Below are 25,163 nucleotides of genomic sequence, written 5' to 3'. Positions count from 1 at the left end.
TGTGGAATGCCCCTGAGCCCAGTGCGCGCAGACGCACGGCCACCGGCAAGGAGGCCACCGACAACCACGCAACCGTGACGTGGGCGGTGTGCCGCAGCAGAACACGCCGGTCACCTGCCCACTACAACAACAGGCGGGGGCCGTGATGCCGAGGTCCGCTGTATGCCTGATCAATTGCCCCACCTGCCCGTGATCCACAGTATCCTGAGTCGCCACCAGGACACCCCCGGCGCGCTCTTGCCGATCCTGCATGCCGTGCAGGAAAGCATTGGTTTCATCCCCGATGCCGCCGTCGCTGACATTGCCCATGCCCTCAACCTCAGCCTGGCCGAGGTGCGCGGGGTAATCAGCTTCTACCACGATTTCCGCACCGCGCCGCCGGCCCGCCATACCCTGCGCCTGTGCCGCGCCGAGTCGTGCCAGAGCCGTGGCAGTGAAGCACTGGCCGCGCAGCTGCGCGAACAGTTGGCGCTGGATGACCATGGCACCAGCGCCGATGGCGCCATCAGCCTGCGCCCGGTGTACTGCCTGGGCGCGTGCGCCTGCTCGCCGGCACTTGAACTCGATGGCCAGGTGCATGCGCGCCTGACCCCTGAGCGCCTGCGCTCGCTGGTCAACGGTTGCCTGGAGGACACAGCATGCTGAAGCTGTTCATCCCCTGCGACTCGGTGGCCCGCGCCGTGGGCGCAGATCAGGTTGTCGAGGCGTTGCAGCGCGAGGCCGAGCAGCGCCAGTTGGCGCTGGACATCCAGCGCACCAGTTCGCGTGGCCTGTATTGGCTCGAACCACTGGTAGAGTGCGAGCGCGCTGGAGGGCGGCAAGGCTTCGGCCCGGTCACCCCTGAGGATGTGCCTGCGCTGCTCGATGCATTGGCGGCAGAACCCGGCAGCCATCCATTGGCGCTCGGGCCGGTGGAAGCGCTCCCTTACCTCAAGACCCAGCAACGTCTGCTGTTCGCCCGCGCCGGCATCACCCGGCCATTGTCGCTGGAGGACTATCGCGCCCACGGCGGCTTTGCCGGCCTTGCGCAAGCCGTTGCGCTGGGCGGCGCCGAAGTGGTCGCCGCCGTGCTCGATTCTGGCCTGCGCGGCCGCGGCGGCGCAGCGTTCCCGGCAGGTATCAAATGGCGCACCGTGCGTGACGCCGGGGCAGGGCAGAAGTATGTGGTGTGCAACGCCGACGAAGGCGACTCGGGTACCTTCGCCGACCGCATGCTGATGGAAGGGGACCCCTTCTTGCTGATCGAAGGCATGATCATCGCCGGCCTCGCGGTGGGTGCCGACAAGGGCTTTATCTACGTGCGCTCGGAATACCCCGACGCCATCCGCGTGCTCGATGAGGCCATCGTCATCGCCCGCGACGCCGGTTATCTGGGTTTCGACGTGGCCGGTAGCGGTCAGGCCTTCGACCTGGAAGTACGCGTGGGCGCGGGTGCCTATATCTGCGGTGAGGAAACCGCGCTGCTCGAATCCATCGAGGGCAAGCGCGGCATCGTCCGTGCCAAGCCACCGCTACCGGCCCTGCAGGGCCTGTTCGGCCTGCCGACGCTGGTGCACAACGTACTCACCCTGGCCTCGGTGCCCACCATCCTGGCCAAGGGCGCAGCGTTCTACCGCGACTTCGGTATGGGCCGTTCGCTTGGCACCATGCCGTTCCAGCTGGCCGGCAACATCCGCCATGGCGGCCTGGTAGAACGTGCCTTCGGCCTGACCCTGCGCGAGCTGGTGGAAGGCTACGGGGGCGGCACCGCCAGCGGCCGGCCGCTCAAGGCTGCCCAGGTCGGTGGCCCGCTGGGTGCCTGGGTGCCGCCCAGTCACTTCGATACCCCACTGGACTACGAGGCCTTCGCTGCCATGGGCGCGATGCTGGGCCACGGCGGCGTGGTGGTGGCTGACGACACCCTGAACATGGCCAGCATGGCGCGTTTTGCCCTGCAGTTCTGCGCCGAAGAGTCGTGCGGCAAATGCACGCCTTGCCGCATCGGTTCTATCCGCGGCATGGAGGTGGTCGACCGCCTGATCGCCAGCAGCGACCTCACCGACCGCCATGACCAGGCCCTGCTGCTGCGCGACCTGTGCGACACGATGCAATACGGCTCGCTATGCGCCATGGGCGGCATGACCGCCTACCCGGTGGCCAGCGCCCTGAAGTACTTCCCGGCCGATTTCGGGCTGACCACCACGGAGGCCGCGCAGTGATCAATTACTTCGACCCCGAGACCGATCTGGGCACCCCTGAACGCTACGGCGATGTGCAGATCAGCCTGAACATCGACGGGCGCAGCGTGAGCGTGCCGGCGGGCACCTCAGTGATGCGCGCCGCCGCCCTGCTGGGTACCAGCATCCCCAAGCTGTGCGCCACCGACAGCCTGGAGGCCTTTGGCTCCTGCCGCATGTGCATGGTCGAAATCGACGGCATGCGCGGATACCCGGCGTCCTGCACCACGCCTGTCAGCGAAGGCATGGTGGTGCGCACGCAGACACCACGCCTGGCCGACCTGCGTCGCAATGTCATGGAGCTGTACATTTCCGACCACCCGCTCGACTGCCTGACCTGCTCGGCCAATGGCAACTGCGAACTGCAGACGGTCGCCGGCCAGGTCGGCCTGCGCGAGGTGCGCTACGGCTATGACGGCGCTAATCATCTGGCTGAGCAGAAGGACGTGTCCAACCCGTACTTCGATTACGAGCCCAGCAAGTGCATCGTCTGCAGCCGCTGCGTGCGTGCCTGTGAGGACATCCAGGGCACCTTCGCCCTGACCATCACCGGGCGCGGCTTCGAGTCGCGGGTGGCGGCAGCCGGTGGTGACAACTTCCTCACCTCCGAATGCGTGTCGTGCGGCGCCTGCGTGCAGGCCTGCCCGACGGCTACCCTGACCGAAAAAAGCCTGGTGCAGAGCGGCCAGCCGGAACGAGCGGTGATCACCACCTGCGCCTACTGCGGCGTGGGTTGCTCGTTCCGTGCGGAAATGAAGGGTGACCAGTTGGTACGCATGGTCCCGGACAAGAACGGCGGCGCCAACCACGGCCATGCCTGCGTCAAGGGCCGCTTCGCCTGGGGCTATGCCACCCACCCTGATCGCATCACCAGACCGATGATCCGCAAGCATGTGGATGACCCGTGGCAGGAAGTCAGCTGGGACGAGGCCGTCACCTACGCGGCCAGCGAGTTCCGGCGCATCCAGCTCAAGTACGGGCGCGACTCCATCGGTGGCATCACCTCCAGCCGTTGCACCAACGAAGAAGCCTACCTGGTGCAAAAGTTGGTGCGCACGGCGTTTGGCAACAATAACGTCGACACCTGCGCGCGGGTTTGCCATTCGCCCACCGGCTATGGCCTCAAACAGACCCTCGGCGAGTCGGCGGGTACCCAGAGTTTCGATTCGGTGATGCAGGCCGACGTGATCCTGGTGATCGGTGCCAACCCTACCGATGCCCACCCGGTGTTTGGCTCGCAGCTCAAACGCCGCCTGCGCCAGGGGGCGCGGCTGATCGTCATCGACCCGCGGCGCATCGACCTGGTGGATTCGCCCCACGCCCGTGCCGAGTTGCACTTGCAACTGCGCCCTGGTACCAACGTGGCCATGCTCAACGCCTTGGCCCATGTGATCGTTAGCGAGGGGCTGCTGGCCCAGCGCTTCATTGACGAGCGCTGCGAGAGCGAGGCCTTCGCCCGCTGGCGCGACTTCGTCAGCCTCGCGCAAAACGCCCCTGAAGTGCAGGGCCCCGTGTGCGGCGTGCCCGCCGAGCAGATCCGCGCCGCCGCCCGCCTGTATGCCACAGGCGGCAACGCGGCGATCTACTACGGTTTGGGCGTGACTGAACACAGCCAGGGCAGCACGGCGGTGATGGGCATCGCCAACCTGGCCATGGCCACCGGCAATATTGGCCGCGAAGGGGTAGGGGTAAACCCCCTGCGTGGGCAGAACAATGTGCAGGGCTCGTGCGACATGGGGTCGTTCCCGCATGAGTTGCCAGGCTACCGGCATATCTCCAACGAGGCCGTGCGTGCCGAGTTCGAGCAGGCCTGGGGTGTGACTCTGCAGCCCGACCCGGGCCTGCGCATCCCCAACATGTTCGAAGCGGCGCTGGACGGCAGCTTCAAGGCGCTGTACTGCCAGGGTGAGGACATCGCCCAGAGCGACCCCAACACCCAGCACGTCACTGCCGCGCTGCGGGCCATGGAATGCGTGGTGGTGCAGGACATCTTCCTCAACGAGACGGCCAAGTTCGCCCATGTGTTCTTGCCGGGTAGCTCGTTCCTGGAAAAGGACGGCACCTTCACCAACGCCGAGCGCCGTATTTCGCGGGTACGCAAGGTGATGCAGCCGCTGGCCGGCAAGGCTGACTGGGAGGCCACCGTGGCCTTGGCCAATGCCCTGGGCTACCCGATGAGCTACCGCCACCCGTCCGAGATCATGGACGAAATCGCCCGCCTGACACCAACCTTTCACCGCGTCAGCTACGCCGAACTCGACCGCCATGGCAGCCTGCAGTGGCCGTGCAACGACGCAGCGCCCGACGGCACGCCGACCATGCACATCGATCAGTTCGTGCGGGGCAAAGGGCGCTTCATGCTCACCGGCTATGTGCCCACCGACGAGAAGGTCAACAGCCGCTACCCACTGCTGCTGACCACCGGGCGCATTCTCAGCCAGTACAACGTCGGTGCCCAGACCCGGCGCACCGCGAACGTCGCCTGGCATGCTGCCGACTGCCTGGAGCTGCACCCCACCGACGCCGAAAGCCGCGGCATCCATGACGGCGACTGGGTCGGCATCGGCAGCCGCGCCGGGCAGACGGTCCTGCGTGCCAAGGTGAGTGAGCGCGTGGCGCCGGGGGTGGTGTACACCACCTTCCACTTCCCCGAGTCCGGCGCCAACGTGATCACTACCGACAATTCCGACTGGGCCACCAACTGTCCGGAGTACAAGGTCACGGCGGTGGAGGTGGTCAAGGTGTTCCACCCGTCGCAGTGGCAAAAGCGCTACCAGGACTTCAGCGATGAACAGCGGCGCCTGCTCAAGGAGCGCCGCACGGCCGACAAGCCCGAGCAGGCCGAGGTACGCCGATGAGCATCGAAAACCTGGTCAAGATGGCCAACCAGATTGCCCATTACTTCGACAGCGAGCCTGATCATGCGTTGGCGGTGAAAGGGGTGCAGCAGCATTTGCAGAACTTCTGGACCCCGGCGATGCGCAGGCAGTTGGGGGAATGGGCCCAGGCCCATGCAGGGGAGGGTTTGGACCCCAAGGTGGTGGAGGCCTTGGCTTAGCGTTTGTCTGCGCTGCCCCCGTCGCCAGCAAGCGGTGGGACTCCGGGACTGCCCTCGAATCGAGTGCAATTCCTGTGGGGCCGGCTTGCCGGCGATAGGGGCGGTGCCGACAAAATGAAATGTCCGTCATGAATGCCTGACCAAAGCCGGCGCAATGCTACGCTCGCGTAAACACTCGTCACGGATACCCACCATGGACATGAACTGGCACCAGGCCCTGCAAGAGAGCCTGAGCTGGCTTGCAATCGCTTCGTTCATCACCCTGATCGGCTTCACTGCCGCCGCTGCGCTGGCTGTGCGCTACACTCGCTGGGGTAGCCAGTTCTGGCAGCTTGCCGGGCCCTATTTCTCCTTCAGGCGCAGCTGGCGACCGCTGCTGGTGTTTGCCGCACTGCTGGTGCTGACCCTGTTTTCGGTACGCATGAACGTGCTGTTCTCGTTCTGGTACAACGGCTTCTACAGCGCCCTGCAGGCCCTCGACCAAACCGCCTTCTGGTACTTGCTGGGCGTGTTCGCGGTATTGGCCACCCTTCATGTGCTGCGTTCGCTGTTCACCTTCTACGTGACCGAGGCCTTCAGCATCCGCTGGCGGGTCTGGCTGACCGAGCGCCTGACCAACGACTGGCTCCACGGTGACGCCTATTACCGCGGCCAGTTCCTCGCCGAGCCTGTAGACAACCCCGACCAGCGAATCGAACTGGACGTCAACGCCTTCGTCACCAATTCGGTAACCCTGGCGCTGGGCGCGGTCAGCGCGCTGGTGTCGCTGGTGGCGTTCACCGCCATCCTCTGGGGGCTGTCGGCGCCGCTGGCGGTAGCAGGTGTGGAAATCCCCCGGGCCATGGTGTTTGCCGTGTATGTGTATGTGCTGATCGCCACCTGGATCGCCTTCCGGCTCGGGCAGCCGTTGATCCGCCTGAACTTCCTCAACGAAAAACTCACCGCCAACTTCCGTTATGCGCTGATGCGCCTGCGTGAGAACGCTGAGAACATCGCGTTCTACCAGGGCGCGCAAGTGGAGCGGGGGACCTTGCTGGGCCGCTTCGGTGCATTGATCGTCAATGTCTGGGCACTGGTGTTCCGCAACCTGAAGTTCAGCGGTTTCAACCTGGGCGTCAGCCAGGTGGCAGTGGTGTTCCCGTTCATCCTCCAGGCGCCGCGCTTCTTCAGTGGCGCGATCAAGCTGGGCGATGTCATGCAGACCTCCCAAGCGTTTGGCCAGGTGCAGGATGCGTTGTCGTTCTTCCGCGAGTCCTACGACACCTTTGCCCAGTACCGCGCCACGCTCGACCGTCTGACCGGGTTTCTCGATGCCAACCAGCAGGCCAGCACCTTGCCGCGGGTCAGCACCCAGGAACAGGCGCAGGCCCTGGATATCTCGGGTTTGCAGGTGATGCGCCCCGACGGCCACGCGTTGATCGCCGACCTCGACTTGCGCTTGCAGGCCGGCCAGGCGCTGCTGATCAAGGGCCCGTCGGGCAGTGGCAAGACCACCTTGTTGCGCGCCCTGGCGGGGCTGTGGCCTTACGCCGAGGGTGAGGTCAGGCGGCCCACCGGCACCGAGGCGCTGTTCCTCTCGCAGCGCCCGTACCTGCCCCTGGGGGACCTGCGAACCGCCATCGCCTACCCGGCTGACAGCAAGCCGGAGGACGAGGCGCGCATGCAGCAGGCGCTGCGCCAGGTCAACCTGGCCCACCTGGCTGAGCGGCTGGCGGTCAGTTGCGACTGGTCGCATATCCTCTCGGTCGGTGAGCAGCAGCGGCTGGCGTTTGCCCGGGTGCTGTTCAACCGGCCGCAGGTGGTGTTCCTCGACGAGTCCACCTCGGCGATGGATGAAGGCCTGGAGCATGCGTTGTATTCGCTGCTGCGCAATGAAATGCCGCAAACCTTGCTGGTGAGTGTCGGCCATCGCAGTACGTTGGCCGGGTTCCATACCCACCGGCTGGAAGTGGACGGGCAGGGTGGTTGGTCGCTGCTGGAGCAAAAGCCGGAGGTAGCGTTGCAGGTCTAGGAGGCCTGTACCCTGTTCAGGGCTGCATCACGATCAACTGCGCGCCTTCATTACGGACATTCCCTACGGCCTCGCCCACCGCAAACCATTCAAAGGCTTCTACCGGAAGGCACCGCTCGCGTGCCAACCGCTCGGCCTCCTCGGCAGGCACTTCCAGGTCGATCCACGCCCGCGCATCCGCCGGCCCCAGTACCAGTGGCCGGCGGTCATGGATATCGACCATTCCTGCATCACTCGCTGCGGTAATGATCACGAACCCATCCCCTTCGTTCGGCTCCAGCCCTGAACGTACCTGAGCCAGCGCGGCCATGAACATCGGTGCCTGGCTTTTCAGGCGGATGAAGTAGGGCTGCTTGCGCCTGGGGTCGTGCGGGTCGCTCACCCATTCGTACCAGCCGTCTGCCATGACCAGGGCCCGGCCTTGAGGCCAGAGTGCCTTGAAGAAATTGCCGGCGGTCACGGTTTCCACCCGTGCGTTGATCGGCGCAGGCCTCGGGCCCTTGGCCCAGAACGGTGCCCAACCCCAATGGCAGGGGTCGATGCGCAGGCCATCGGCGGTGTTGTGCAAAACCTGTACGCCGCTGCCAGGGGCCACGTTGTAACGGCCAATGGGCACGTTGTCGTAACCGCTGATCACGTCCTGCCCGGCGTCCAGTTCACGCAGGTAATCGGCCTGGCCCTGATACTGGGCGAAGCGTCCGCACATGGCATGTCCCCCACTCGTCGAAATGTCTTACGCCCGATCGACCCTACAACGGCCCCAGTGTTATCTGTTCATTCATACAAATGCCCGCCGTCGGCCGCTGATCACAAGGAGCATTCCATCTCGCTGGTTGCGTTGTTCAACCTGCGTGCGCTGCACAGGTACTTGGTCAGGATAGACGGCGACAGCATGAAGGGTGCCGGCATCTTCAAATACCGACCAGTTCACCAGGCCGATGTAGGGCGCGCCCAGAACTGCCGCTTTACCTAAAGCCCCCGCCGACACCAGCGTTGGAGTTGTTCTTTGTATGTCGAGTTCTCAGAACCACATGCGAATGCCGGCAACGAAGCGCGCTTCGTCCACGTCCCCGCCTTCATCACGGATGAAGTCGGCGGTTTTGCCGTAGGAACGACTCCAGGTAACGCCTATGTAGGGTGCAAACTGGCGGACAATTTCGTAGCGTAAGCGCAGTCCGGCTTCCGTGTTGGCCAGACCAGTGCCGACCGCGCGTTGCGGATCGTTCTTGCCATAGAAGTTGGCCTCAGCGGTTGGCTGAAGGATCAAGCGATTGGTCAGCAGTATGTCGTACTCACCCTCCAGGCGGACGGCAGTCTGACCGTTCTCACCTATGAAAGCCGTCGCTTGCGCTTCGAAGTCGTACAGCGCCATGCCCTGAATACCGAAGGCTGCCCAGGTCTGGGGCGATTCCGGCTCGAAGTCCTGCCGCAGACCGGCGACTACGTCCCACCATGGGCTGATCGAGCGGCCGTACAGGAGCTGCAGCTGCGCATCTTCAGTTACCCCGTTGGTGCGCTCGCCCTCCGCGCGAATCCAGAGCCGGTTGACGTCGCCGCCCACCCATCCTGATGCATCCCAGGCAAGCGTGCTGCCTTCATCGGCGTTCTGGTATTCCAGCTGGTCCAGCAAGAAAAACCCGTTGATCCCGCTGTCATCCATTTTGTGCCCGTCAAGCGGGGGAAAGGCAGCCTGGCGGTCGGCGTCGGTCAGCACTGGGATCGGCGTGCGGGCGGTCGAGGCGGGGGTGGCTTTGGGCTGGCTGTGACCCATTGCCGAGTGATCCATCCCGGAATGATCCATTTCAGCGGCGATGCAGGGCGAAACGGCCAGCACGCCAAGAGAAACGGTCAGTGCCAGCAACGATGGTCGTGCAAAGCTATCGGCCATTTTTCCCTGCCTCAGCTATGTCGCTACCCTGTGATTCCAGCATCATGCTGGGATTGATGCCTTCATGGTTCAGGGAAAAGGCGCTTCGCTTCATTGGTTTGCTCATCTCGTCTCTCCTGTTCATTCGTCTACGCGCACTTCTCGGAACATGCCCGTTTCCATGTGGTACATGAGGTGGCAGTGATAGGCCCAACGCCCTAGCGCATCGGCGGTTACCCGATAGCTTCGTTTCGCGCCGGGAGGCATATCGATCGTGTGCTTTCGGACCATGAAGTTGCCATTCTCATCCTCCAGGTCGCTCCACATGCCGTGCAGGTGGATGGGGTGAGTCATCATGGTGTCGTTGACCAAGGTGATGCGCAGGCGCTCGCCGTATTTGAGCCGCAGCGGCTGGGCATCAGAGAACTTGATGCCGTCGAACGACCAGGCGAACTTTTCCATATGGCCGGTGAGGTGCAGTTCGATAGTCCGGCCCGGTTCACGGCCATCCGGGTCGATGAAGGTGCTTCGCAAATCCGAATAAGTGAGCACACGACGGCCATTGTCACGAAGCCCGATTCCTGGGTCGTTCAGCTTGGGCGTCGGGGTCATGGTCTGCATGTCGACCAGCGGGTTGTTTGTTTCCGAGGCGGGATGGCTTTGCATGGCACTGCCAGTCGTCATGCTGCCGTGATTCATGCCGGCCATGCTGTCATGGTCCATACCCGCCATATTGTTGTGCTCCATGCCGGCCATGTTGCCGTGGTCCATCCCCATGTCGCTCATGGAGATCAAAGGCCTTGGGTCTAAAGCAGGCACCGGGCCTTGCATGCCCTCGCGAACAGCCAGGGTGCCTCTGGAATAGCCAGTGCGATCCATGGATTGGGCAAAGAGGGTGTAAGCCTGCTCGTTTTCAGGCTCGACAATGACATCGTAGGTTTCGGCAACCGCGATGCGGAATTCATCGATCGACACAGGCTTGACGTACTGCCCGTCGGCTGCGACAACCGTCATCTTCAAGCCGGGTATACGCACGTCGAAATAGGTCATGGCGGAGCCGTTGATAAAGCGCAGCCGGATTTTCTCGCCTGGCTTGAATATTCCAGTCCAATTGTCATTGGGCGCCTTGCCGTTCATGAGGTAGGTGTAGGTATACCCACTCACGTCAGCAAGATCGGTTGGGCTCATCTTCATCTCAGCCCACATCTTCCGATCGGCTACAGCGCCAGACCAGCCTTTCTCACTCACGTCATCGACGAAATCGCCAACCGTCCGCTTGTGGAAGTTGTAGTAGTCCGACTGTTTTTTGAGCTTGGACAGGACCTGCGCCGGATCTGCGTCGGTCCAGTCGCTGAGCATGACGACGTAGTCACGGTCGTAGGTGAAAGGCTCTGGATCCTTCGCATCGATCACTAGCGCACCGTAAACACCGATCTGCTCCTGCAAGCCCGAGTGGCTGTGGTACCAGTAGGTGCCGTTCTGGTGAACCTTGAACCTGTATTCATACATGCCATCCGGGGCGATGCCATGGAAGCTCAGGCCCGGTACGCCGTCCATGTTTGCCGGCAGAATGATCCCGTGCCAGTGGATGGACGTATCCTGTTTCAAGCGATTGCGCACGCGCAGCGTGACCGTGTCGCCCTCTCGCCAGCGAAGAATCGGTCCCGGCAGCGAGCCGTTGATGGCCATTGCCGTACGCGCTGCGCCGGTAATGTTCACCGGGAGCTCCCCGATGTACAGGTCAAAATCGGTGCCGGTCAGTACGTTGGGTTGGCCAGGGCTGGTCACGGCCCAGACCGGCGTGCGCCACATGCCCAGCCCACCCAGTAGTCCGGTAGCAGCGAGGCCCGTGACGAATGAGCGTCTCGTGGTTTTGCTTTGCATGCCGTTGCGTCCAGTCAGGTAGATCACTGATATCCAGGCTGCGACTTGGGCAACCATCCCGTTTCAATTGAGCTCTCACTCCGCCTGATAGGCGCTGGTCTCGGGTTCAGGCTAGCTACCGGGCGCTGTCAGCAAGCTGAGCCCGACATTACTTTTCCGTCAGCTTCTGGTTGAGTGCCATTCTTGTTGCACACTGAAGGGCAACCAAGGGGGGAAAGGTCTGACCTAACTGGAGCGCGCACAAAACGTTGAAGACCCATTCGATGCCGATTCGGCGGTATTCAAAGTGAGCAGGCCATGAGCACGACTGATTTCGAACATAGCCACAACTTCTTGGGCACCGCCCACGATGACAATGCCAAACGAACATTGTGGGTAGTGATGCTCACCGTGGTGATGATGGTCGGTGAGATTGCCGCAGGCTATGTCACGGGATCGATGGCGCTTTTGGCAGATGGTTTCCATATGGCAACCCATGCGGGCGCGCTGGGAATTGCCGCTGCGGCCTATGCTTACGCCCGCAAGCATTCGGCAAGTGCTGCCTACAGCTTTGGCACCGGTAAAGTGGGTGACCTTGGAGGGTTCGCTTCTGCGTTGATTCTTGGTTTTGTCTCGTTAGGCATCGGTATCGAGTCGGTTCTGCGACTATTTCAGCCTACCCAAGTGCAGTTCGGGATGGCGACCCTGATTGCGATCGTTGGTTTGCTGGTCAATATCATCAGCGCCCTTCTTCTGGCCGGCGGCGGTCATGATCACAGCCATTCGCATGGGCATCACACCCATTCGCATGGAGATAACAACTTGCGGTCGGCTTACGTCCATGTGCTCGCCGATGCGGTCACGTCGGTCATGGCGATCGTCGCGCTGCTGGCCGGTAGATACCTTGGCTGGATATGGCTCGACCCGGTCATGGGGATCATTGGCGCTGTTGTGATTGCACGCTGGGCGTGGTTGCTGATGAAGGATACTGCGGCCGTATTGCTTGATAAGACCGATAACCCTGTCGCCGAAGAAATCAGGGAGTTGCTTGGCCAAGCCGGCGATTTGCAGATCACCGACCTGCATGTCTGGAAAGTGGGGCCTCAAGCGCATGCTGCCATCGTCAGTGTGCATGGCCCAGAGGTGCTCTCTGCCGATGACGTTCGGGCTGCGTTGACGCCTGTACATGAGGTCACTCACCTCACGGTCGAATACAGGGCAGTGGCCTGCGGCGTTTTCAAAGGCTCAGGCGCACCGCCAACGCTGCCAAGGTCACCAGCAACACCGGCACCGTCAACAACACCCCAACCTTGAAGTAATACCCCCAGCCGATGGTCACGCCCTTGCGCGCCAGCACATGCAGCCACAACAGCGTGGCCAGGCTGCCGATCGGGGTGATCTTCGGCCCCAGGTCGCAGCCGATCACGTTGGCATAGATCATCGCTTCGCGCACCACACCCTGCGCCTCGCTGGCATGAATCGACAGCGCCCCGATCAGCACGCTGGGCATGTTGTTCATGACCGACGACAGCAGCGCCGCGATCAGGCCGGTACCCAGCGAGGCTGCCCATAGCCCGTGCCCGGCCAGCCAGCTCAGCACATTGCCGAGCGAGTCGGTGAGGCCGGCATTGCGCAAGCCGTAGACCACCAGGTACATCCCCAACGAAAACACCACGATCTGCCACGGTGCCTCGCGCAGCACGCGGCGGGTGGAGATCACATGGCCCCGGGCGGCAACGGCGAACAGTACCGCCGCGCAGGTTGCGGCCACGGCACTGACCGGGATGCCCATGGGCTCGAGCACGAACAGGCTGGCCAGCAATGCCAGCAGCACCGCCCAGCCGACACGGAACGTTGCGCGGTCGCGCACGGCCATTGCCGGCACCTTGAGGTCCTCGGTGGCATAGCGCAGCGCAATGTCGCGGCGAAAATACAGCCACAGCACCAGCAGCGTGGCTGCCACTGCTACCAGGTTCACCGGCACCATCACCGCGGCATAGGCGTTGAACCCCAGATCGAAGTAGTCCGCCGAGACGATGTTCACCAGGTTGGATACCACCAGTGGCAGGCTGGCGGTGTCGGCGATGAAGCCTGCACCCATGACGAAGGCCAGGGTCGCCGCCGGGGAGACGCGCAGCGCCAGCAGCATCGACATGACGATCGGGGTGAGGATCAGCGCCGCGCCGTCATTGGCGAACAGCGCCGACACCGCCGCGCCCAGCAGCACCATGAAGGCGAACAGGCGGCGCCCATCCCCTCGTGCCCAGCGCGCCACATGCAGCGCCGCCCATTCGAAAAAGCCCGCTTCGTCCAGCAGCAGGCTGATGACGATCAGGGCGATGAAGGTGGCGGTGGCGTTCCAGATGATGGCCCATACCGTGGGGATGTCATGCAGCGATACCACGCCGAACACCAGGGCCAGCACGGCGCCGAGTGTGGCGCTCCAGCCAACGCCGAGGCCTTTGGGCTGCCAGATGACCAGGGTCAGGGTGAACAGGAAGATCAGAGCGGCTGGGAGCATGGAAACGCTGTCTCATCTCAGGGGAGAGGGGCAAAAGTGACTGTACACGGGCTGGCTACGCGTCGGAAAAGTTCCGGTGCAAACATGTAAGTTTCGTAAATAAGATTTAAACCCATTTGAGAATAACTATATTTACCAACCCTGTTGGCCCCCGAATAGTGTTTGCGAGGCCGGTGGGCGCGGGCCTTCCGGCTTCCTGGCAGGGATGTGCCCTTCGCTTACCCATCGCAGGAGATGTGTCAATGCAGTGCAGAACTTCACCCAACAGCCTGGCCCTGGCGTTTGTCGCGTTGGCGTCACCGGCCATGATGGCGACCGCCGCTGAAACAGTGGAGCGCAGCCCTGGTGAGGTGCTGGAAATGCCGGTGGCCGACGACGCACTGGTGATCCAGGACACCCTGGTCACTGCAGAGCGCGAGGCACGTCAGGCGCTGGGTTCGTCGATCATCACTGAAGAAGACATCAAGCGTCGCCCGCCGGCCAACGACCTGTCCGACATCATCCGTCGGGAGCCGGGGGTCAACCTGACTGGCAACAGCGCCAGTGGTGCGCGTGGCAACAACCGGCAGATCGACCTGCGCGGCATGGGCCCGGAGAACACCCTGATCCTCATCGACGGCAAACCGTCCAGCGCGCGCAACGCCGTGCGCTACGGCTGGAACGGCGACCGCGACACCCGCGGCGAAACCAACTGGGTGCCGGCCGAGGCGGTCGAGCGCATCGAAATCCTGCGCGGCCCCGCGGCGGCGCGCTACGGTTCGGGCGCCATGGGCGGGGTGGTGAACATCATCACCAAGCGGCCCTCCGAGGCGTTCAAGGGCAGCCTCAACCTGTTCACGCAAATGCCGCAAGACAGTGCCGAGGGTGTCAGCCGTCGTGCCAACTTCAACCTCAGCGGTGGGCTTACCGACAACCTCGGTTTCCGTATGTACGGTGGCCTGGCCAAGACCGACGCCGACGACCTGGACATCAACGCCGACCACGCCAACAGCGCGCTGGTCGCCGGCCGTGAGGGCGTGCGCAACAAGGACATCAACGGCCTGCTGAGCTGGCGGCTCAACGACGAGCACCGCCTTGAAGCCAGCGCCGGTTACAGCCGCCAGGGCAACCTCTATGCCGGCGATACCATGAACAGCAACGGCGGCAGCAATGTCGACCTGATCTCCAGCCTGTATGGCCACGAGACCAATGTCATGCAGCGCAACACCTATGACCTGACCCACCTTGGCGATTTCAGCTGGGGCACCAGCAAGACCAGCCTGGCTTACGAATACGTACGCAACTGGCGTCTCAACGAAGGCCTGGCCGGTGGCCCGGAAGGTGCGATCAACGACAGCGGTGCAGCCATGTCGCGGCTGCGCAACACTCGCCTGAGCAGCGAGGTGAACCTGCCGTTTGCCATGGGCAGTACTGAACATGTGCTGACCCTGGGCGGCGAGTACCTGTACGAATCGCTCAACGACCAGGGCTCGTTCCGCCCCCAGAGCTTCGACCCCAGCGGCGGTGGCAGTGACGTCATCAGTGGCTTCGACCGCAGCAACTCGAAGATGACCGCCAAGAGCTACGCGTTGTTCGTCGAGGACAACATTGTGCTGGGCGACACCACCGTCACCCCGGGCCTGCGCTTCGACCACCACGAAACCTTTGGCGACAACTTCAGCCCCAGCCTCAACCTGTCGCACAAGCTGACCGATGCGCTGTCGGTCAAGGGCGGTATCGCCCGGGCCTACAAGGTGCCGAACCTGTATCAGTCCAACCCCAACTACCTGCTCTACAGCCGTGGCAACGGTTGCAGTGTGCAGCAGAGCAACTCCGGGGGCTGCTACCTGCAGGGCAATGCCGACCTCAAGCCGGAAATCAGCGTCAACAAGGAAATCGGCCTGTTGTACGACCGCGGCACCTGGCGTACCAGCGCGACGTACTTCCGCAACGATTACAAGAACAAGATCATCGGTGACACCGATGTGCTTTACACCATCAACAGCGGCCGCCGCGTGACCCAGTGGGAGAACGCCGGCGAGGCACGTGTGGAAGGCATCGAGGGCAACCTGTTCGTCGAACTGACCCCGGTACTGGACTGGAACACCAACCTGACCTGGATGCTCGACAACGACAACCGCGAGACGGGCGAGCCGCTGTCGGTGATCCCCGAATACACGGTCAACAGCACCCTGGACTGGCGCGCCACCGACAAGCTTTCGTTCCAGGTGGCCGGGACCTACTACGGCAAGCAGAAGTCGCCGACCTACAACTACCGCACCCAGGAAGACTACGACGCCGAGGCGCAGCAGGATGTCGAGGCTTACGGGCTGGTGGATGTCAGCACCGGGTACAAGTTCAACGCCAACTATGACGTGCGGGTGGGCGTGAACAACGTGTTCGACAAGCAGATCTATCGCGGTGGCAATGCCAGCAGCTCGGGTGCCAACACCTACAACCAGCCGGGACGTGCGGTGTTTGCTTCCTTGAATATCTCGTTCTGATGCAGGGGCCGCGCTGCGGCCCATTCGCGGGGCAAGCCCGCTCCTGCAGATACCCCACGGGCGCAAGCGCAGTGGTGTACCTGGGGAGCGGGCTTGCCTCGATGTGACTACCAGGAAATACCCCAATGAACACTAAGACCGCCTGGTTGCAGATCCTCTCGCGCAGCAGCGCCGCGCTGTTGGGCGGCTACGCGCTTACCTATGCCGCCACCGCCTGCCTGGCGCGGCTGCTGCCCCTGTCACCTGCCGATGCGGTCATCGTCGCGACCCTGCCGGCCTTCATTTTCTACACCGCAGCCATCCTCTGGGCCTTTGCCAGCCGTGACGCGGTGCGCGCCTGGCTACCGCTGGCCCTGGCTGCGCCCCTGGCGTTGATCGGCTTCTGGCCCCAGGCGCTGGAGTGGCTGGCATGAAGAACACCTTCACTCAATCGATGGCCTGGCTGCACACCTGGGGCGGGCTGATCTTCGGCTGGCTGCTGTTCGCCATCTTCGTCACCGGCACCCTGGCGGTGTTCGACAAAGAACTGAACCACTGGATGCAGCCGGAAATCCCGGCCAGTGAAGTGACCCAGGCCGATGCCGCGCGGCGCGCCATTGCCTACCTGCAAGCCCATGAGCCGCAGGCCGGCAACTGGGGCGTCAGCCTGCCCACCGATCGTTCGCCCGGGCTGCGGGTGTCTACCGGTGAGCGGCGCCATGGCGGCGGCGTACAGCTCGACCCGCAGACGGGCGAGGCCATCGAGGTACGCGACAGTGTCGGCGGCAATTTCTTTTTCCGCTTCCATTTCACCCTCGACCTGCCGCGCAACTGGGGCATTTTCGTGGTCGGTGCACTGGCGCTGGTGATGCTGGCGGCGCTTGTCACCGGCATTGTCATCCACAAGAAGATCTTCAAGGAGTTCTTCACTTTCCGGCCGAACAAGGGCCAGCGCTCCTGGCTGGACTTTCACAACGCCAGTGCAGTGCTGTTGCTGCCATTCCACCTGATGATCACCTACACCGGGCTGGTGATCTTCATGCTCATCTACATTCCTGCAGGTGTCGATGCGCTGTTCGCCGGGGACAACCGGGCCTACTTCAAGGCCCAGGGCAACGCCCGCCTGGAGCAGCCAAGGGGCATGGCCAGGCAGCCCGCGGAGCTGGCCGATGTGGTACCGCTACTGGCCCAGGCGCAGGCACGCTTGGGGCCCATAGCCGGTTTCAATATCCGCAATCCCAACACTGCCGGGGCACGGATCGAGGTCCGCCCTGAACTGGGTAATCGCATCGCCCTGTCCAAGGGGCAGGCCATGGTATTCGATGGTGTCAGCGGCCAGTTGCTCAGCGATGTGACTGAGTGGCGTGCGCCCCCCTTGACCCAGCGGGTCATGGTCGGCCTGCATTTTGCCCAGTTTGGCGGGTACCCGATGCGTTGGTTGTACTTCGTTTGTGGCGTCATCAGCTGCGTGATGATCGCCAGTGGCCTGGTGCTGTTTTGCGTGAAGCGTGGGCGCAAGTACGCCAGCGCGCAGTTGTCGGCGCGGCGTTGGTACCGGGTGGCCGAGGTGTGCAATGTCGGTTTCGTTGCCGGTTTGCTGCTGGCCTGTGCCGGCTTGCTCTGGGCCAGCCGCCTGCTGCCGGTCGAGCTGGTACAGCGCGAAGCCTGGGAGGTGCGGGCGTTCTTTGGTGTATGGCTGCTGGCGCTGTTGCATGCGGGTATCAGGCCTGCGCGCCGGGCGTGGGTGGAGCAGTTGGGACTGACGGCACTGCTGTGCATGGGCCTTGGGCTGTTCGGTGGGCTGGCGGATGCCTTGCGCCTGGGCGTGGCAGCTTGCGCACTGGTGCTGGGGGTATTGCTCGGTGTGGTGGCGTGGCGCGTGCAGAATGCCGAGCCGGCGCCGCTTGCACGCAAGGCAGGGCGCAGCGTGGAGGCAGGCGCATGATGATGCTGATCGCGGGCGGCACGCTGTTCGCCTATGCCGGCATGCTTGGCCTTTGCCAAGGCCTGGAGCGGCACTACAAGCAGGTATGGCAGCGGGCTTGCCCGCGGCCATTGCGCGTGGTGCTGCGTGGCGCTGGCTGGCTGGCACTGATGATCAGCCTGTTGCTCTGTGCCCAGGCCTGGGGCTGGGCCATGGCGCCGGTGGCCTGGTTGGCGATGATGTCGCTGGGGGCAATGCTGCTGGTCGTGCTGTTGCCGTATTGGCCGCGGCTGGCGGTCGGGCTGGCGGGGTTGGTGCCGGGGTGGGTGCTGCTGCAGCTGTTTGCCTGAGCGGGCCCCATCGCCGGCTTGCCGGCGACAGGGTCAGAGCGAGCAGGCCTCTTTAGCCGGGTTTTTGGTTCAGCACGTTGCGTTGCCCAAGCCAGCGCTCGAAGCACTGGAATGTTTCGATGGCCGCCTGCACGGTGGCGGCCTGCGCTGCAGGTGCTGTCGAGGCCTGGCCAAGGCGGTCGAGGAAGCTGCGCCAGTAGTTGCCGGTCCGCGCACCGTATACATCTAAAAAACCTGTGCCGCTGGCCGGGTCGAGACCCAGGCGTTCGGACATTGCCTTTTTGAGTACCTGGCCGCCCAGGGTCGAGCCTTCCATTACGTACATCACACCCAGCGCGCTTGCCTCATCTTTGATGGCAGGCAGCGCCTGGCACAGGGGCAGGGCATCGATGTCGGCGGCGCTCAGGTGCAAGGCTTGCAGGTCCAGGGTGAGAGCCGGTGTCTTGGCCCTCACGGGTTCCTGATAATCGCCCAGCCGCGCTTCGAGAGGGGCGTGGAACCCGTAGTAGGCTTGCAGTAGCCGGCTGTAGGCAGCGGCATCGAAGTTCGCTGCAAAAAATGGCAGGCGTGCTTCGAGCGACTTGTGGCAGTCGCGTGTGCCCTCGCGCAGGGCTAGCAGCAACGGGCTGGGAGAGGAGGAGCTGGCTGGCATTCGGGTCGGCTCTAGTGGCATTTCGCCTAATTTGGACTGGCCATCGTAACGCAGTGTTCCTCCAGGGCTGCGACATTGTTGCGGAAAAAATAACCTCGGCGTGCTAAACCAGTCGGCCGTCCCCTGCGAAGAAGCCGCCTGGTGAAAGCCGTACACCTGACCTTGATCTGTCATGCCCTGACAACGGCCCAGAAGACCGGGCGCTTGCACCGCCCTGACGACAGCATCTTGCCGCTGCACGCCCAGCCGTTCGCCGTGGCGCCTGAAACGCGCATGCTGACCGCGCCGGAGCAGCGTGCGAGGGCAACGGCGGCAGGTTTTTCGATGCCGGTGCAGGTCGAGCCAGCGTTGGCCGATTGCGACCTGGGGTGCTGGCACGGGCTGGCATTGAAACAATTGCAGGCTGAGCAACCGCAGGCGCTGGCGTTGTGGCTGGACGACCCGCACAGTGCGCCGCATGGTGGTGAGTCGTTTGCCGAGCTGTGCCAGCGCATGGCGGGGTGGCTGGCGGCATTCGATAAACCGGGCGAGTGGGTGGCGGTGACCCATCCCATGGTGATTCGCGCGGTGCTGGTGCAGGTGCTTGGTTGCCCCCTGGCTGCCCATCGGCAGATTGATGTGCTGCCTTTGTCACGTGTGCAGTTGAGCTTTACCGGGCGATGGCGCTTGCGGCTCGGGTGAGGTGTGGCTTGTGATGGCGTGAGGGCCGGCTAACCCGTCTCACGCCAAACCCTTTCCTCAAAACGCCAGCTTGTACCCGATCAGCAACAGCATCCCCGCCAGGCAGGGCCGCAGCACGCGGTCGGAGATCCGCCCGGTGAGGTGGCTGCCCAGGTAGATGCCGGGCAACGAGCCGAGCAGCAGGTAGCCCAGCAGCGACCAGTCCATGTTGCCCATGCCGGCGTGGCCCAGGCCTGCGACCAGGGTCAACGGCACCGCGTGGGCGATCTCGGTGCCCACCAGGCGCCGGGTGACCAGGAACGGGTAAAGCAAAAACAGCGCCACGGTGCCCAGGGCGCCGGCACCGATCGAGGTGAGGGTGACCATGACACCCAGCACCACGCCGGTGAGTACGGTAAGGATGTTTAGGCTACGGTCGCTGAGTTGGTAATGGTCACCGGCATGGCGGTTGGCGAACGCTTGCAGCCGCGACTTGAACAGGATTGCCAGTGCAGTGAGGATCAATACCACCGCCAGGCCCTGCTTGATGATGCCATTGAGCGCCGAGGTGTCGGTGTGCAGGGTGCTCAGGAACCACAGGGTCAGCGCTGCTGCCGGGACGCTGCCCAGGCTGAGCAGGCCGGTGATTCTCCAGTCGATGTTCTTGTTGCGGCTGTGCACCCACACGCCACTGGCCTTGGTGATGGCGGCGTAGAGCAGGTCGGTGCCGACAGCGGTGGCCGGGCTGATGCCAAACCACAGCAGGATCGGCGTCATCAGCGAACCGCCACCGACGCCGGTCATGCCGACGATGAACCCCACAACCAGCCCGGCTATGGTGAAACCGAAAGAACCTACATCCATACGCTACTCGACTGCCCAGCTTTGCCCGTGATCGGATGGGTGCCAGCATATAGGTAGTTTATATAGCCAAATAGACTTGTTCGTTATTAGGTTATAACTGCCTGAGCTTCAGCGCCGGCACGCTCATCCCCTGCAGAAGGCGAGCGTGCCGGCACATCCCCTCAGATGCGGAAGCTGCCCACCAGTTGCTTCAAACGCCCGGCCTGCTGCGCCAGCGCATCGCAATGCTGCAGTGTCTGGTTGAGGTTCTCTACCCCTTGCTGGTTGAGCGCATTGATCTGGGTGATGTCCAGGTTCAGGCTCTCGACCACGGCGGTCTGCTCTTCGGTAGCGGTGGCCACCGACTGGTTCATGCCGTCGATCTCGCCGATGCGCTGGGTCACGCTGGCCAGGCGAACACCGGCCTGGTTGGCGACCTGCACGGTCTGTTCGCTGGACACCTGGCTGGTGTTCATGGTGTGCACCGCCTCACGCGAGCCGACCTGCAGGCTGGTGATCATGCGGTGGATCTCTTCCGCCGATTCCTGGGTGCGGTGCGCCAGGTTGCGAACCTCGTCGGCGACCACGGCAAACCCGCGCCCGGCTTCACCAGCACGGGCCGCTTCGATCGCGGCGTTGAGCGCCAGCAGGTTGGTCTGCTGGGAGATGCCCTTGATCACGTCGAGGATCTTGCCGATTTCGTCGGTGCTGGCATTGAGCGTTTCGATCTGTTCGCAGGATTCGCTGATGCGCTGCGACAGGGCGGTCATGGCGTTGATCGCTTCTTCCACCACTTCGCGCCCGCCATTGGCCTGCTCGCTGGCGCCGCTGGCGTGCTGCGAAGCGTCGGCAGCGTTGCGTGCGATTTCCTGAGTGGCGGCACCCAGCTGGTTGATGGCCGCAGCGACACTGTTGGTGCGCATGCTCTGCTCTTCGGAACCGATGATCGAGGCATTGGAGGCGTTGACCACCTTTTCCGACAGGTCGTGCACCAGCCGCGTGGCCGACGAAACTTCGCTGATCGAGGTGTGAATGCGTTCTACAAAGTGGTTGAACGAGGTGGCCAGCTCGCCGAACTCGTCCTTGCGCTGCACGTCAAGGCGGCGGGTCAGGTCGCCTTCACCTTCGGCGATGTCGCGCATGGCGCGGCCCATGGTGGTCAGCGGGCGCATCAGCACCGGGATCAGCAAGCCCAGCAGCCCGGCGATGGCCGCCACGGCAATGACCATGGCGATGATCGCCGAGGTACGGAACTGGCCCAATGCGGCGTAGGCCTTGTCCTTGTCGATCGACAGGCCGATATACCACTGGGCAGACGGCAAGCCGGCCACCGGGGCAAAGGAGATCAACCGCTGTTGGCCATCGAGGGTGACATCCTGCATGCCGGGCTCCACGCGCAAGCCAGCGCCTGGGTAGATGTCCTTGAGGTTCTTCATCACCTGGTCTTTGTCGGGGCTGACGATCACTTGGCCGCTGCTGTCGGCGAGGAAGGCGTGGCCGATGCCGCCGAAGTCGACCGAGTTGATGATCTGCACCAAGGTATCGAGGGTCAGGTCGCCGCCGACCACTCCGAGCATTTCGCCGTCACGCTTCACCGGCGTGGCGATGGTCACCATCAGGCCACCGACGGCGCCCTGGTAAGGGGCTGTTAGCACGGTCTGCCCGGCGTTTGCGGCGGCGCCGTACCACGGGCGCTGGCGTGGGTCGTAACCGGCCGGCATCTGGGCATTGGGGCGCTGGGTGAACACACCATTGGCCTGGCCCAGGTAGGTGAACAGGAAATTTTGCGTGTAGGAAGGCTGCTCGATCAGCCCGGCCAGGGTATCGCCCGTCCCTTGTTCAGCAATGTCCTGTGCCAGGTTCTCCAGCACCAGGATGCGCCCGCTCATCCAGTTCTGCACGCTGCTGGCAGTCAGCGCACCGGACTGCTGCACCGACGACTCGATGTTCTGGGCGATGGTGTTGCGTTGCAGGTAATCGTTGTAGAGCGTGAACAGGGCAAAAGCCAGTACCACCACGCCGCACGCGCTGAGGAGGATTTTGTGGCGAAATTTCAGGTTCATGTTTCGAGACCTTGAGCCATGGAGGGAAGGGCACTGCGCGCTTGTGGCGCGATGGGCCTGTCCACTCTGATATCGGCAAATCTCTTAAAAAATTGAAGCACTTACGTCATCAGGCTGAGGCGATTTCGACGGACGGTGCGCTAGCAGTTGGCTAGCTGTTCGATCAGCAGACGCGCCGCTTGGCGCAGCGGTTGCTGCCTGCGCCAGAAGGCGTGAATCGGCAACTGAAGTTCGTTGCGGGTATTGCCAAAACGCAGGCGCACCAGGCGCCCTGCCTCGATCAGCGGCGCCACCCTGGCCAATGGCAAATCGCCCCAGCCAAGGCCTGCTTCGACCATTTGCACGGCGAAGTCGAAGCTGTCGGTGGACCAGTGCGTGGCGCCGATCAGCGCGCGCGGGTCGGCCAGCGGCAGGTCGCGGCTGCGCACCAGGATCTGGCGCACGTTGATCAGGTCTTCCAGGTAGCGGATGCGCCCGTCGCGCAGTGCCGGGTGCGCCGGTGACAGGGTGGCAACCAGCGATTCTGTACCAATGTGCTGGAACCCCCGGCGGGCATCGACATGCAGGCCGGCGAAGGCCAGGCACAGGTCGGCACGGCCGCTGTCGAGCAACTGCAATGCGTCTTCCTGCGGGGCGCTGAGCAGCTGGATGTCCAGCAGCGGGTAGCGCTCGCCCAGGCTGGCGATGGCGGCAAACAGCGGGCGCTGATCGATATCCGGGACCACGGCGAGGGTCAGGCTGCTTTCCAGCCCTTGCGACAGCTCCAGTGCGTGCACTTGCAGAAGCCCCAGTTGCTCGGCGATCAGCCTGGCGTGTGGCTCTAGGGCCAAAGCCTGGGCGGTAGCGTGAACCTCGCGCGGGCCGCGCTCGAACAGGGGGTAGCCCAGTTCGGCTTCAAGGTTGCCGATGGCCATGCTGACAGCGGATGGTACCCGGCCAAGGGTGCGTGCCGCAGCGGAAAACGAACCCCGGTCGAGCACGGCGAGGAACAGCTGGATGTTGTCGCTGGAAAAGTTCATGTCGGCCTCCTATCAGTGAATCTGAAAGCTACCGACTTTGTCTGTCAATAAATTTGAAGCATCCTTTCGCCCTTCGCTTGATTCCACATGAGGTAAACCCGTGCAGGGACTGAAACGCAAACTGGTCTACGTGACTTTCTACGAGCTGATTGGCTTGTGTATGTCGACGCTGGGGCTGGCTTACTTGTCCGATACTCAGGCTTCGCATACTGGACCGCTGGCGGTGATGATCACCACCATCGCCATGCTCTGGAACCTGATTTACAACAGCTTGTTCGAGTACTGGGAGAGCCGCCAAGCCAAGCGCGGCCGCAGCGTGGCGCGGCGGGTGGTGCATGCTGTCGGTTTCCAGCTGACCCTGGTGGTGTACCTGATCCCGCTGATTGCCTGGTGGCTGGGCATGAGCCTGGTCGAGGCGTTTCTGGTGGACCTTGCCTTTATCATCCTGGTGCCTTGCTACACCTTTGCCTACAACTGGGCGTTTGACCGGATATTCGGGTTGCCGGCATCGGCCATGGCCACCGCCTGAGGGTGTCGGTACCGCTATGGCGGCAGGCGAATCAACAAGGGTTCCTGCCGCGCAGGTTGTTCCGGTTGCACTGCCTGGTCCACTGGCCGCGGCGCACTGGCCAGCAAACTGTCCTCGACCTGCCCTGACAGGTAGTACACCCCCGCCATGGCGCCGCTCTGGCGGTTCTCCATCAATTCTTGCCATTCCTGATTGAGCGCCACGTTGAGGATCACCCGCAATTGCTCGACCATCTCCGGGTGATCGCGATCATGAGTGATCATGCCGTAGCCTGCCGCCGCCACCGAGATCATTGCCCCGGCCACCTTGCCTACCGCACTGGCCACTGCGCTGGCAATGCCGCGAGGGGCCAGGGTGGCGCCAAGCTTCTCGCTGGCGCGGGTGGCCACCGACGACAGGCCTACGTCGGTCTGCCCGGGGCCCTTGGCCGCTTGCCGGTGCAGGTGGTCGCGCAGGGCGAGCCAGGCGGGTTGCTGATCGAGCGGCTTGGCTTTGAGCAATTGATAGAGGCTGGCGTTGCGCGCCGGCGGCGGCCCCAGGGCAATGGCCGGGACCCGGTTCAGGCGCTGGCTGAGCTGATCGGGTGGGGCGTTGTAGCGCTGGATGATGGCCGGCAGTTGCTGGCCAAAGAGTTGCAGGTACAACTCGCAGGCGCGGTCGCGGATGACTTCGGGGTTGATCTGCTCGGCCACCGGCTCGATCACCCGGTTCTGGTACTGTTCCTGCAGGTACAGGGCCAGGCGTTTTTCCGCAGGCTCGCGGCCCTCACCGCTGTTGAGCTTGTACCAGGCGACCTTGAGGGTCAGCCATTGCTGGGTCCAGTAACCGGTGAACCAGGGAATGAAGTCGCTTTCGGTACGTTGCTGTACCTGTTCTTTCCATACCCGCATCGAGCGCCGCGCATAGTCGTTGGCCGAGCCTGCGGCGCCTACCGATGCATCGATCAGTTCCTGGTCGATGCGTTGCCAGGCGGCGGGGGTCAGCACGGCGGGCGGTGGCGGGGCAGGCGGGCGCTTGCCGGCGCAGCCGCCGAGGGCCAGCAGAAGGCAGAGCAGCACGAGGATGCGTGGGTTCACACGACCGCCTCCCGGGTTTCGAGGCTGGGTGGTTAACCGAGTATAGGGC

21 protein-coding genes and 1 pseudogene are annotated in these 25,163 nt (G+C 63.4%); 12 read left to right on the top strand and 10 right to left on the bottom strand.

Annotated features, from left to right (window positions below):
- The first annotated feature begins 162 nt into the window (after positions 1-162).
- From ACMGGN_RS13550 to ACMGGN_RS13530, 5 genes are all read left to right on the top strand, one after another.
- Positions 163-645, top strand: a complete 483-nt coding sequence (locus ACMGGN_RS13550; RefSeq protein WP_046787901.1) for a formate dehydrogenase subunit gamma — start codon at positions 163-165, stop codon at positions 643-645.
- Entirely contained in the window at positions 639-2,198 is a 1,560-nt protein-coding gene (locus ACMGGN_RS13545; RefSeq protein ID WP_414156035.1) for a formate dehydrogenase beta subunit, read from the top strand. The genes ACMGGN_RS13550 and ACMGGN_RS13545 overlap by 7 nt, the downstream gene beginning before the upstream one ends.
- On the top strand, positions 2,195-5,074 hold the full coding sequence (gene fdhF, locus ACMGGN_RS13540; protein ID WP_115275390.1) for a formate dehydrogenase subunit alpha: 2,880 nt from the start codon (positions 2,195-2,197) through the stop codon (positions 5,072-5,074). Before ACMGGN_RS13545 ends, fdhF begins: the two co-directional genes overlap by 4 nt.
- A complete protein-coding gene (locus tag ACMGGN_RS13535) occupies positions 5,071-5,274 on the top strand; it encodes a formate dehydrogenase subunit delta (protein ID WP_046787904.1) in 204 nt (67 codons plus the stop codon). Before fdhF ends, ACMGGN_RS13535 begins: the two co-directional genes overlap by 4 nt.
- Positions 5,275-5,467: 193 nt before the next feature.
- Positions 5,468-7,285 (top strand): ABC transporter ATP-binding protein/permease, encoded by a 1,818-nt coding sequence (locus ACMGGN_RS13530; RefSeq protein ID WP_115275389.1) that lies wholly within the window; start codon positions 5,468-5,470, stop codon positions 7,283-7,285.
- A gap of 16 nt (positions 7,286-7,301) precedes the next feature.
- Here ACMGGN_RS13530 and ACMGGN_RS13525 read toward each other — a convergent pair whose 3' ends face one another.
- The 3 genes from ACMGGN_RS13525 to ACMGGN_RS13515 all read right to left on the bottom strand — a co-directional run bounded on the left by ACMGGN_RS13525 (position 7,302) and on the right by ACMGGN_RS13515 (position 11,036).
- The gene (locus ACMGGN_RS13525; protein WP_115275388.1) at positions 7,302-7,991 is read right to left on the bottom strand and encodes an SOS response-associated peptidase family protein; all 690 of its coding nucleotides are present in this window, start codon (positions 7,989-7,991) and stop codon (positions 7,302-7,304) included.
- A 315-nt stretch (positions 7,992-8,306) separates the two neighbouring features.
- Positions 8,307-9,173 carry a copper resistance protein B gene (locus tag ACMGGN_RS13520; RefSeq protein WP_115275387.1) on the bottom strand — a complete coding sequence of 289 codons (867 nt, stop codon included), beginning with the start codon at positions 9,171-9,173 and terminating at the stop codon, positions 8,307-8,309.
- 120 nt (positions 9,174-9,293) lie between these two features.
- Positions 9,294-11,036 (bottom strand): copper resistance system multicopper oxidase, encoded by a 1,743-nt coding sequence (locus ACMGGN_RS13515; protein WP_115275575.1) that lies wholly within the window; start codon positions 11,034-11,036, stop codon positions 9,294-9,296.
- Positions 11,037-11,333: 297 nt separating this feature from the next.
- On the opposite strand from ACMGGN_RS13515, the gene dmeF reads away from it, so the two are divergent.
- The gene (dmeF, locus tag ACMGGN_RS13510; protein WP_115275386.1) at positions 11,334-12,329 is read left to right on the top strand and encodes a CDF family Co(II)/Ni(II) efflux transporter DmeF; all 996 of its coding nucleotides are present in this window, start codon (positions 11,334-11,336) and stop codon (positions 12,327-12,329) included.
- On the opposite strand, the gene ACMGGN_RS13505 is transcribed toward dmeF, so the two are convergent.
- Entirely contained in the window at positions 12,253-13,536 is a 1,284-nt protein-coding gene (locus ACMGGN_RS13505; RefSeq protein ID WP_115275385.1) for an arsenic transporter, read from the bottom strand. The two genes, dmeF and ACMGGN_RS13505, sit on opposite strands and share 77 nt — an antisense overlap.
- Before the next feature lie 242 nt (positions 13,537-13,778).
- Between ACMGGN_RS13505 and ACMGGN_RS13500 the strand changes: the two genes are divergently transcribed.
- The 4 genes from ACMGGN_RS13500 (at position 13,779) to ACMGGN_RS13485 (ending at position 18,272) form a co-directional block, all read left to right on the top strand.
- A complete protein-coding gene (locus tag ACMGGN_RS13500) occupies positions 13,779-16,019 on the top strand; it encodes a TonB-dependent siderophore receptor (RefSeq protein WP_115275384.1) in 2,241 nt (746 codons plus the stop codon).
- A 125-nt stretch (positions 16,020-16,144) separates the two neighbouring features.
- Positions 16,145-16,432 (top strand): iron transporter, encoded by a 288-nt coding sequence (locus ACMGGN_RS13495; protein ID WP_174141759.1) that lies wholly within the window; start codon positions 16,145-16,147, stop codon positions 16,430-16,432.
- Positions 16,429-17,943 carry a PepSY-associated TM helix domain-containing protein gene (locus tag ACMGGN_RS13490; RefSeq protein WP_346640210.1) on the top strand — a complete coding sequence of 505 codons (1,515 nt, stop codon included), beginning with the start codon at positions 16,429-16,431 and terminating at the stop codon, positions 17,941-17,943. Before ACMGGN_RS13495 ends, ACMGGN_RS13490 begins: the two co-directional genes overlap by 4 nt.
- Complete coding sequence (locus ACMGGN_RS13485) at positions 17,940-18,272, top strand: DUF3325 domain-containing protein (protein ID WP_046787912.1); 333 nt, start codon at positions 17,940-17,942, stop codon at positions 18,270-18,272. The genes ACMGGN_RS13490 and ACMGGN_RS13485 overlap by 4 nt, the downstream gene beginning before the upstream one ends.
- Before the next feature lie 52 nt (positions 18,273-18,324).
- On the opposite strand, the gene ACMGGN_RS13480 is transcribed toward ACMGGN_RS13485, so the two are convergent.
- Positions 18,325-18,924 carry a biliverdin-producing heme oxygenase gene (locus ACMGGN_RS13480; protein WP_174141608.1) on the bottom strand — a complete coding sequence of 200 codons (600 nt, stop codon included), beginning with the start codon at positions 18,922-18,924 and terminating at the stop codon, positions 18,325-18,327.
- Positions 18,925-19,065: 141 nt separating this feature from the next.
- Between ACMGGN_RS13480 and ACMGGN_RS13475 the strand changes: the two genes are divergently transcribed.
- Positions 19,066-19,605, top strand: coding sequence for a histidine phosphatase family protein (locus tag ACMGGN_RS13475; RefSeq protein WP_046787914.1), 540 nt, complete (start codon positions 19,066-19,068; stop codon positions 19,603-19,605).
- A 57-nt stretch (positions 19,606-19,662) separates the two neighbouring features.
- Here the strand turns inward: ACMGGN_RS13475 and ACMGGN_RS13470 are convergent, their stop codons facing one another.
- The 4 genes and pseudogenes from ACMGGN_RS13470 to ACMGGN_RS13455 form a co-directional block, all read right to left on the bottom strand.
- Positions 19,663-20,448 carry a sulfite exporter TauE/SafE family protein gene (locus ACMGGN_RS13470; RefSeq protein ID WP_012313625.1) on the bottom strand — a complete coding sequence of 262 codons (786 nt, stop codon included), beginning with the start codon at positions 20,446-20,448 and terminating at the stop codon, positions 19,663-19,665.
- Positions 20,449-20,609: 161 nt separating this feature from the next.
- Entirely contained in the window at positions 20,610-21,350 is a 741-nt protein-coding gene (locus ACMGGN_RS13465) for a methyl-accepting chemotaxis protein (RefSeq protein ID WP_371316843.1), read from the bottom strand.
- 117 nt (positions 21,351-21,467) lie between these two features.
- Positions 21,468-22,490 (bottom strand): annotated as a pseudogene (mcpA, locus tag ACMGGN_RS13460) (methyl-accepting chemotaxis protein McpA); the annotation flags it as partial.
- Between the two features lie 140 nt (positions 22,491-22,630).
- A complete protein-coding gene (locus tag ACMGGN_RS13455; protein ID WP_115275378.1) occupies positions 22,631-23,509 on the bottom strand; it encodes a LysR family transcriptional regulator in 879 nt (292 codons plus the stop codon).
- A gap of 100 nt (positions 23,510-23,609) precedes the next feature.
- Between ACMGGN_RS13455 and ACMGGN_RS13450 the strand changes: the two genes are divergently transcribed.
- Positions 23,610-24,038, top strand: a complete 429-nt coding sequence (locus ACMGGN_RS13450; protein ID WP_012313628.1) for a PACE efflux transporter — start codon at positions 23,610-23,612, stop codon at positions 24,036-24,038.
- Between the two features lie 14 nt (positions 24,039-24,052).
- Here the strand turns inward: ACMGGN_RS13450 and ACMGGN_RS13445 are convergent, their stop codons facing one another.
- Positions 24,053-25,114 (bottom strand): hypothetical protein, encoded by a 1,062-nt coding sequence (locus tag ACMGGN_RS13445; RefSeq protein WP_012313629.1) that lies wholly within the window; start codon positions 25,112-25,114, stop codon positions 24,053-24,055.
- Positions 25,115-25,163 lie beyond the last annotated feature (49 nt).

The organism is Pseudomonas sp. BNK-30 (assembly GCF_047456185.1).
In the GTDB taxonomy this organism is placed as follows: domain Bacteria; phylum Pseudomonadota; class Gammaproteobacteria; order Pseudomonadales; family Pseudomonadaceae; genus Aquipseudomonas; species Aquipseudomonas putida_E.
Note: the sequence above shows the minus strand (reverse complement) of the source record. Positions and strands in the feature narration are given on the sequence as shown.

Excerpts from the sequence above, each read along its gene's own strand:
- ACMGGN_RS13550 (WP_046787901.1), top strand. The coding sequence starts at position 163 with ATGCCTGATCAATTGCCCCACCTGCCCGTGATCCACAGTATCCTGAGT.
- ACMGGN_RS13545 (WP_414156035.1), top strand. The coding sequence starts at position 639 with ATGCTGAAGCTGTTCATCCCCTGCGACTCGGTGGCCCGCGCCGTGGGC.
- ACMGGN_RS13535 (WP_046787904.1), top strand. The coding sequence starts at position 5,071 with ATGAGCATCGAAAACCTGGTCAAGATGGCCAACCAGATTGCCCATTAC.
- ACMGGN_RS13530 (WP_115275389.1), top strand. The coding sequence starts at position 5,468 with ATGGACATGAACTGGCACCAGGCCCTGCAAGAGAGCCTGAGCTGGCTT.
- ACMGGN_RS13525 (WP_115275388.1), bottom strand. The coding sequence starts at position 7,991 with ATGTGCGGACGCTTCGCCCAGTATCAGGGCCAGGCCGATTACCTGCGT.
- ACMGGN_RS13520 (WP_115275387.1), bottom strand. The coding sequence starts at position 9,173 with ATGGCCGATAGCTTTGCACGACCATCGTTGCTGGCACTGACCGTTTCT.
- ACMGGN_RS13515 (WP_115275575.1), bottom strand. The coding sequence starts at position 11,036 with ATGCAAAGCAAAACCACGAGACGCTCATTCGTCACGGGCCTCGCTGCT.
- dmeF (WP_115275386.1), top strand. The coding sequence starts at position 11,334 with ATGAGCACGACTGATTTCGAACATAGCCACAACTTCTTGGGCACCGCC.
- ACMGGN_RS13505 (WP_115275385.1), bottom strand. The coding sequence starts at position 13,536 with ATGCTCCCAGCCGCTCTGATCTTCCTGTTCACCCTGACCCTGGTCATC.
- ACMGGN_RS13500 (WP_115275384.1), top strand. The coding sequence starts at position 13,779 with ATGCAGTGCAGAACTTCACCCAACAGCCTGGCCCTGGCGTTTGTCGCG.
- ACMGGN_RS13495 (WP_174141759.1), top strand. The coding sequence starts at position 16,145 with ATGAACACTAAGACCGCCTGGTTGCAGATCCTCTCGCGCAGCAGCGCC.
- ACMGGN_RS13490 (WP_346640210.1), top strand. The coding sequence starts at position 16,429 with ATGAAGAACACCTTCACTCAATCGATGGCCTGGCTGCACACCTGGGGC.
- ACMGGN_RS13485 (WP_046787912.1), top strand. The coding sequence starts at position 17,940 with ATGATGATGCTGATCGCGGGCGGCACGCTGTTCGCCTATGCCGGCATG.
- ACMGGN_RS13480 (WP_174141608.1), bottom strand. The coding sequence starts at position 18,924 with ATGCCAGCCAGCTCCTCCTCTCCCAGCCCGTTGCTGCTAGCCCTGCGC.
- ACMGGN_RS13470 (WP_012313625.1), bottom strand. The coding sequence starts at position 20,448 with ATGGATGTAGGTTCTTTCGGTTTCACCATAGCCGGGCTGGTTGTGGGG.
- ACMGGN_RS13465 (WP_371316843.1), bottom strand. The coding sequence starts at position 21,350 with ATGCGCACCAACAGTGTCGCTGCGGCCATCAACCAGCTGGGTGCCGCC.
- ACMGGN_RS13455 (WP_115275378.1), bottom strand. The coding sequence starts at position 23,509 with ATGAACTTTTCCAGCGACAACATCCAGCTGTTCCTCGCCGTGCTCGAC.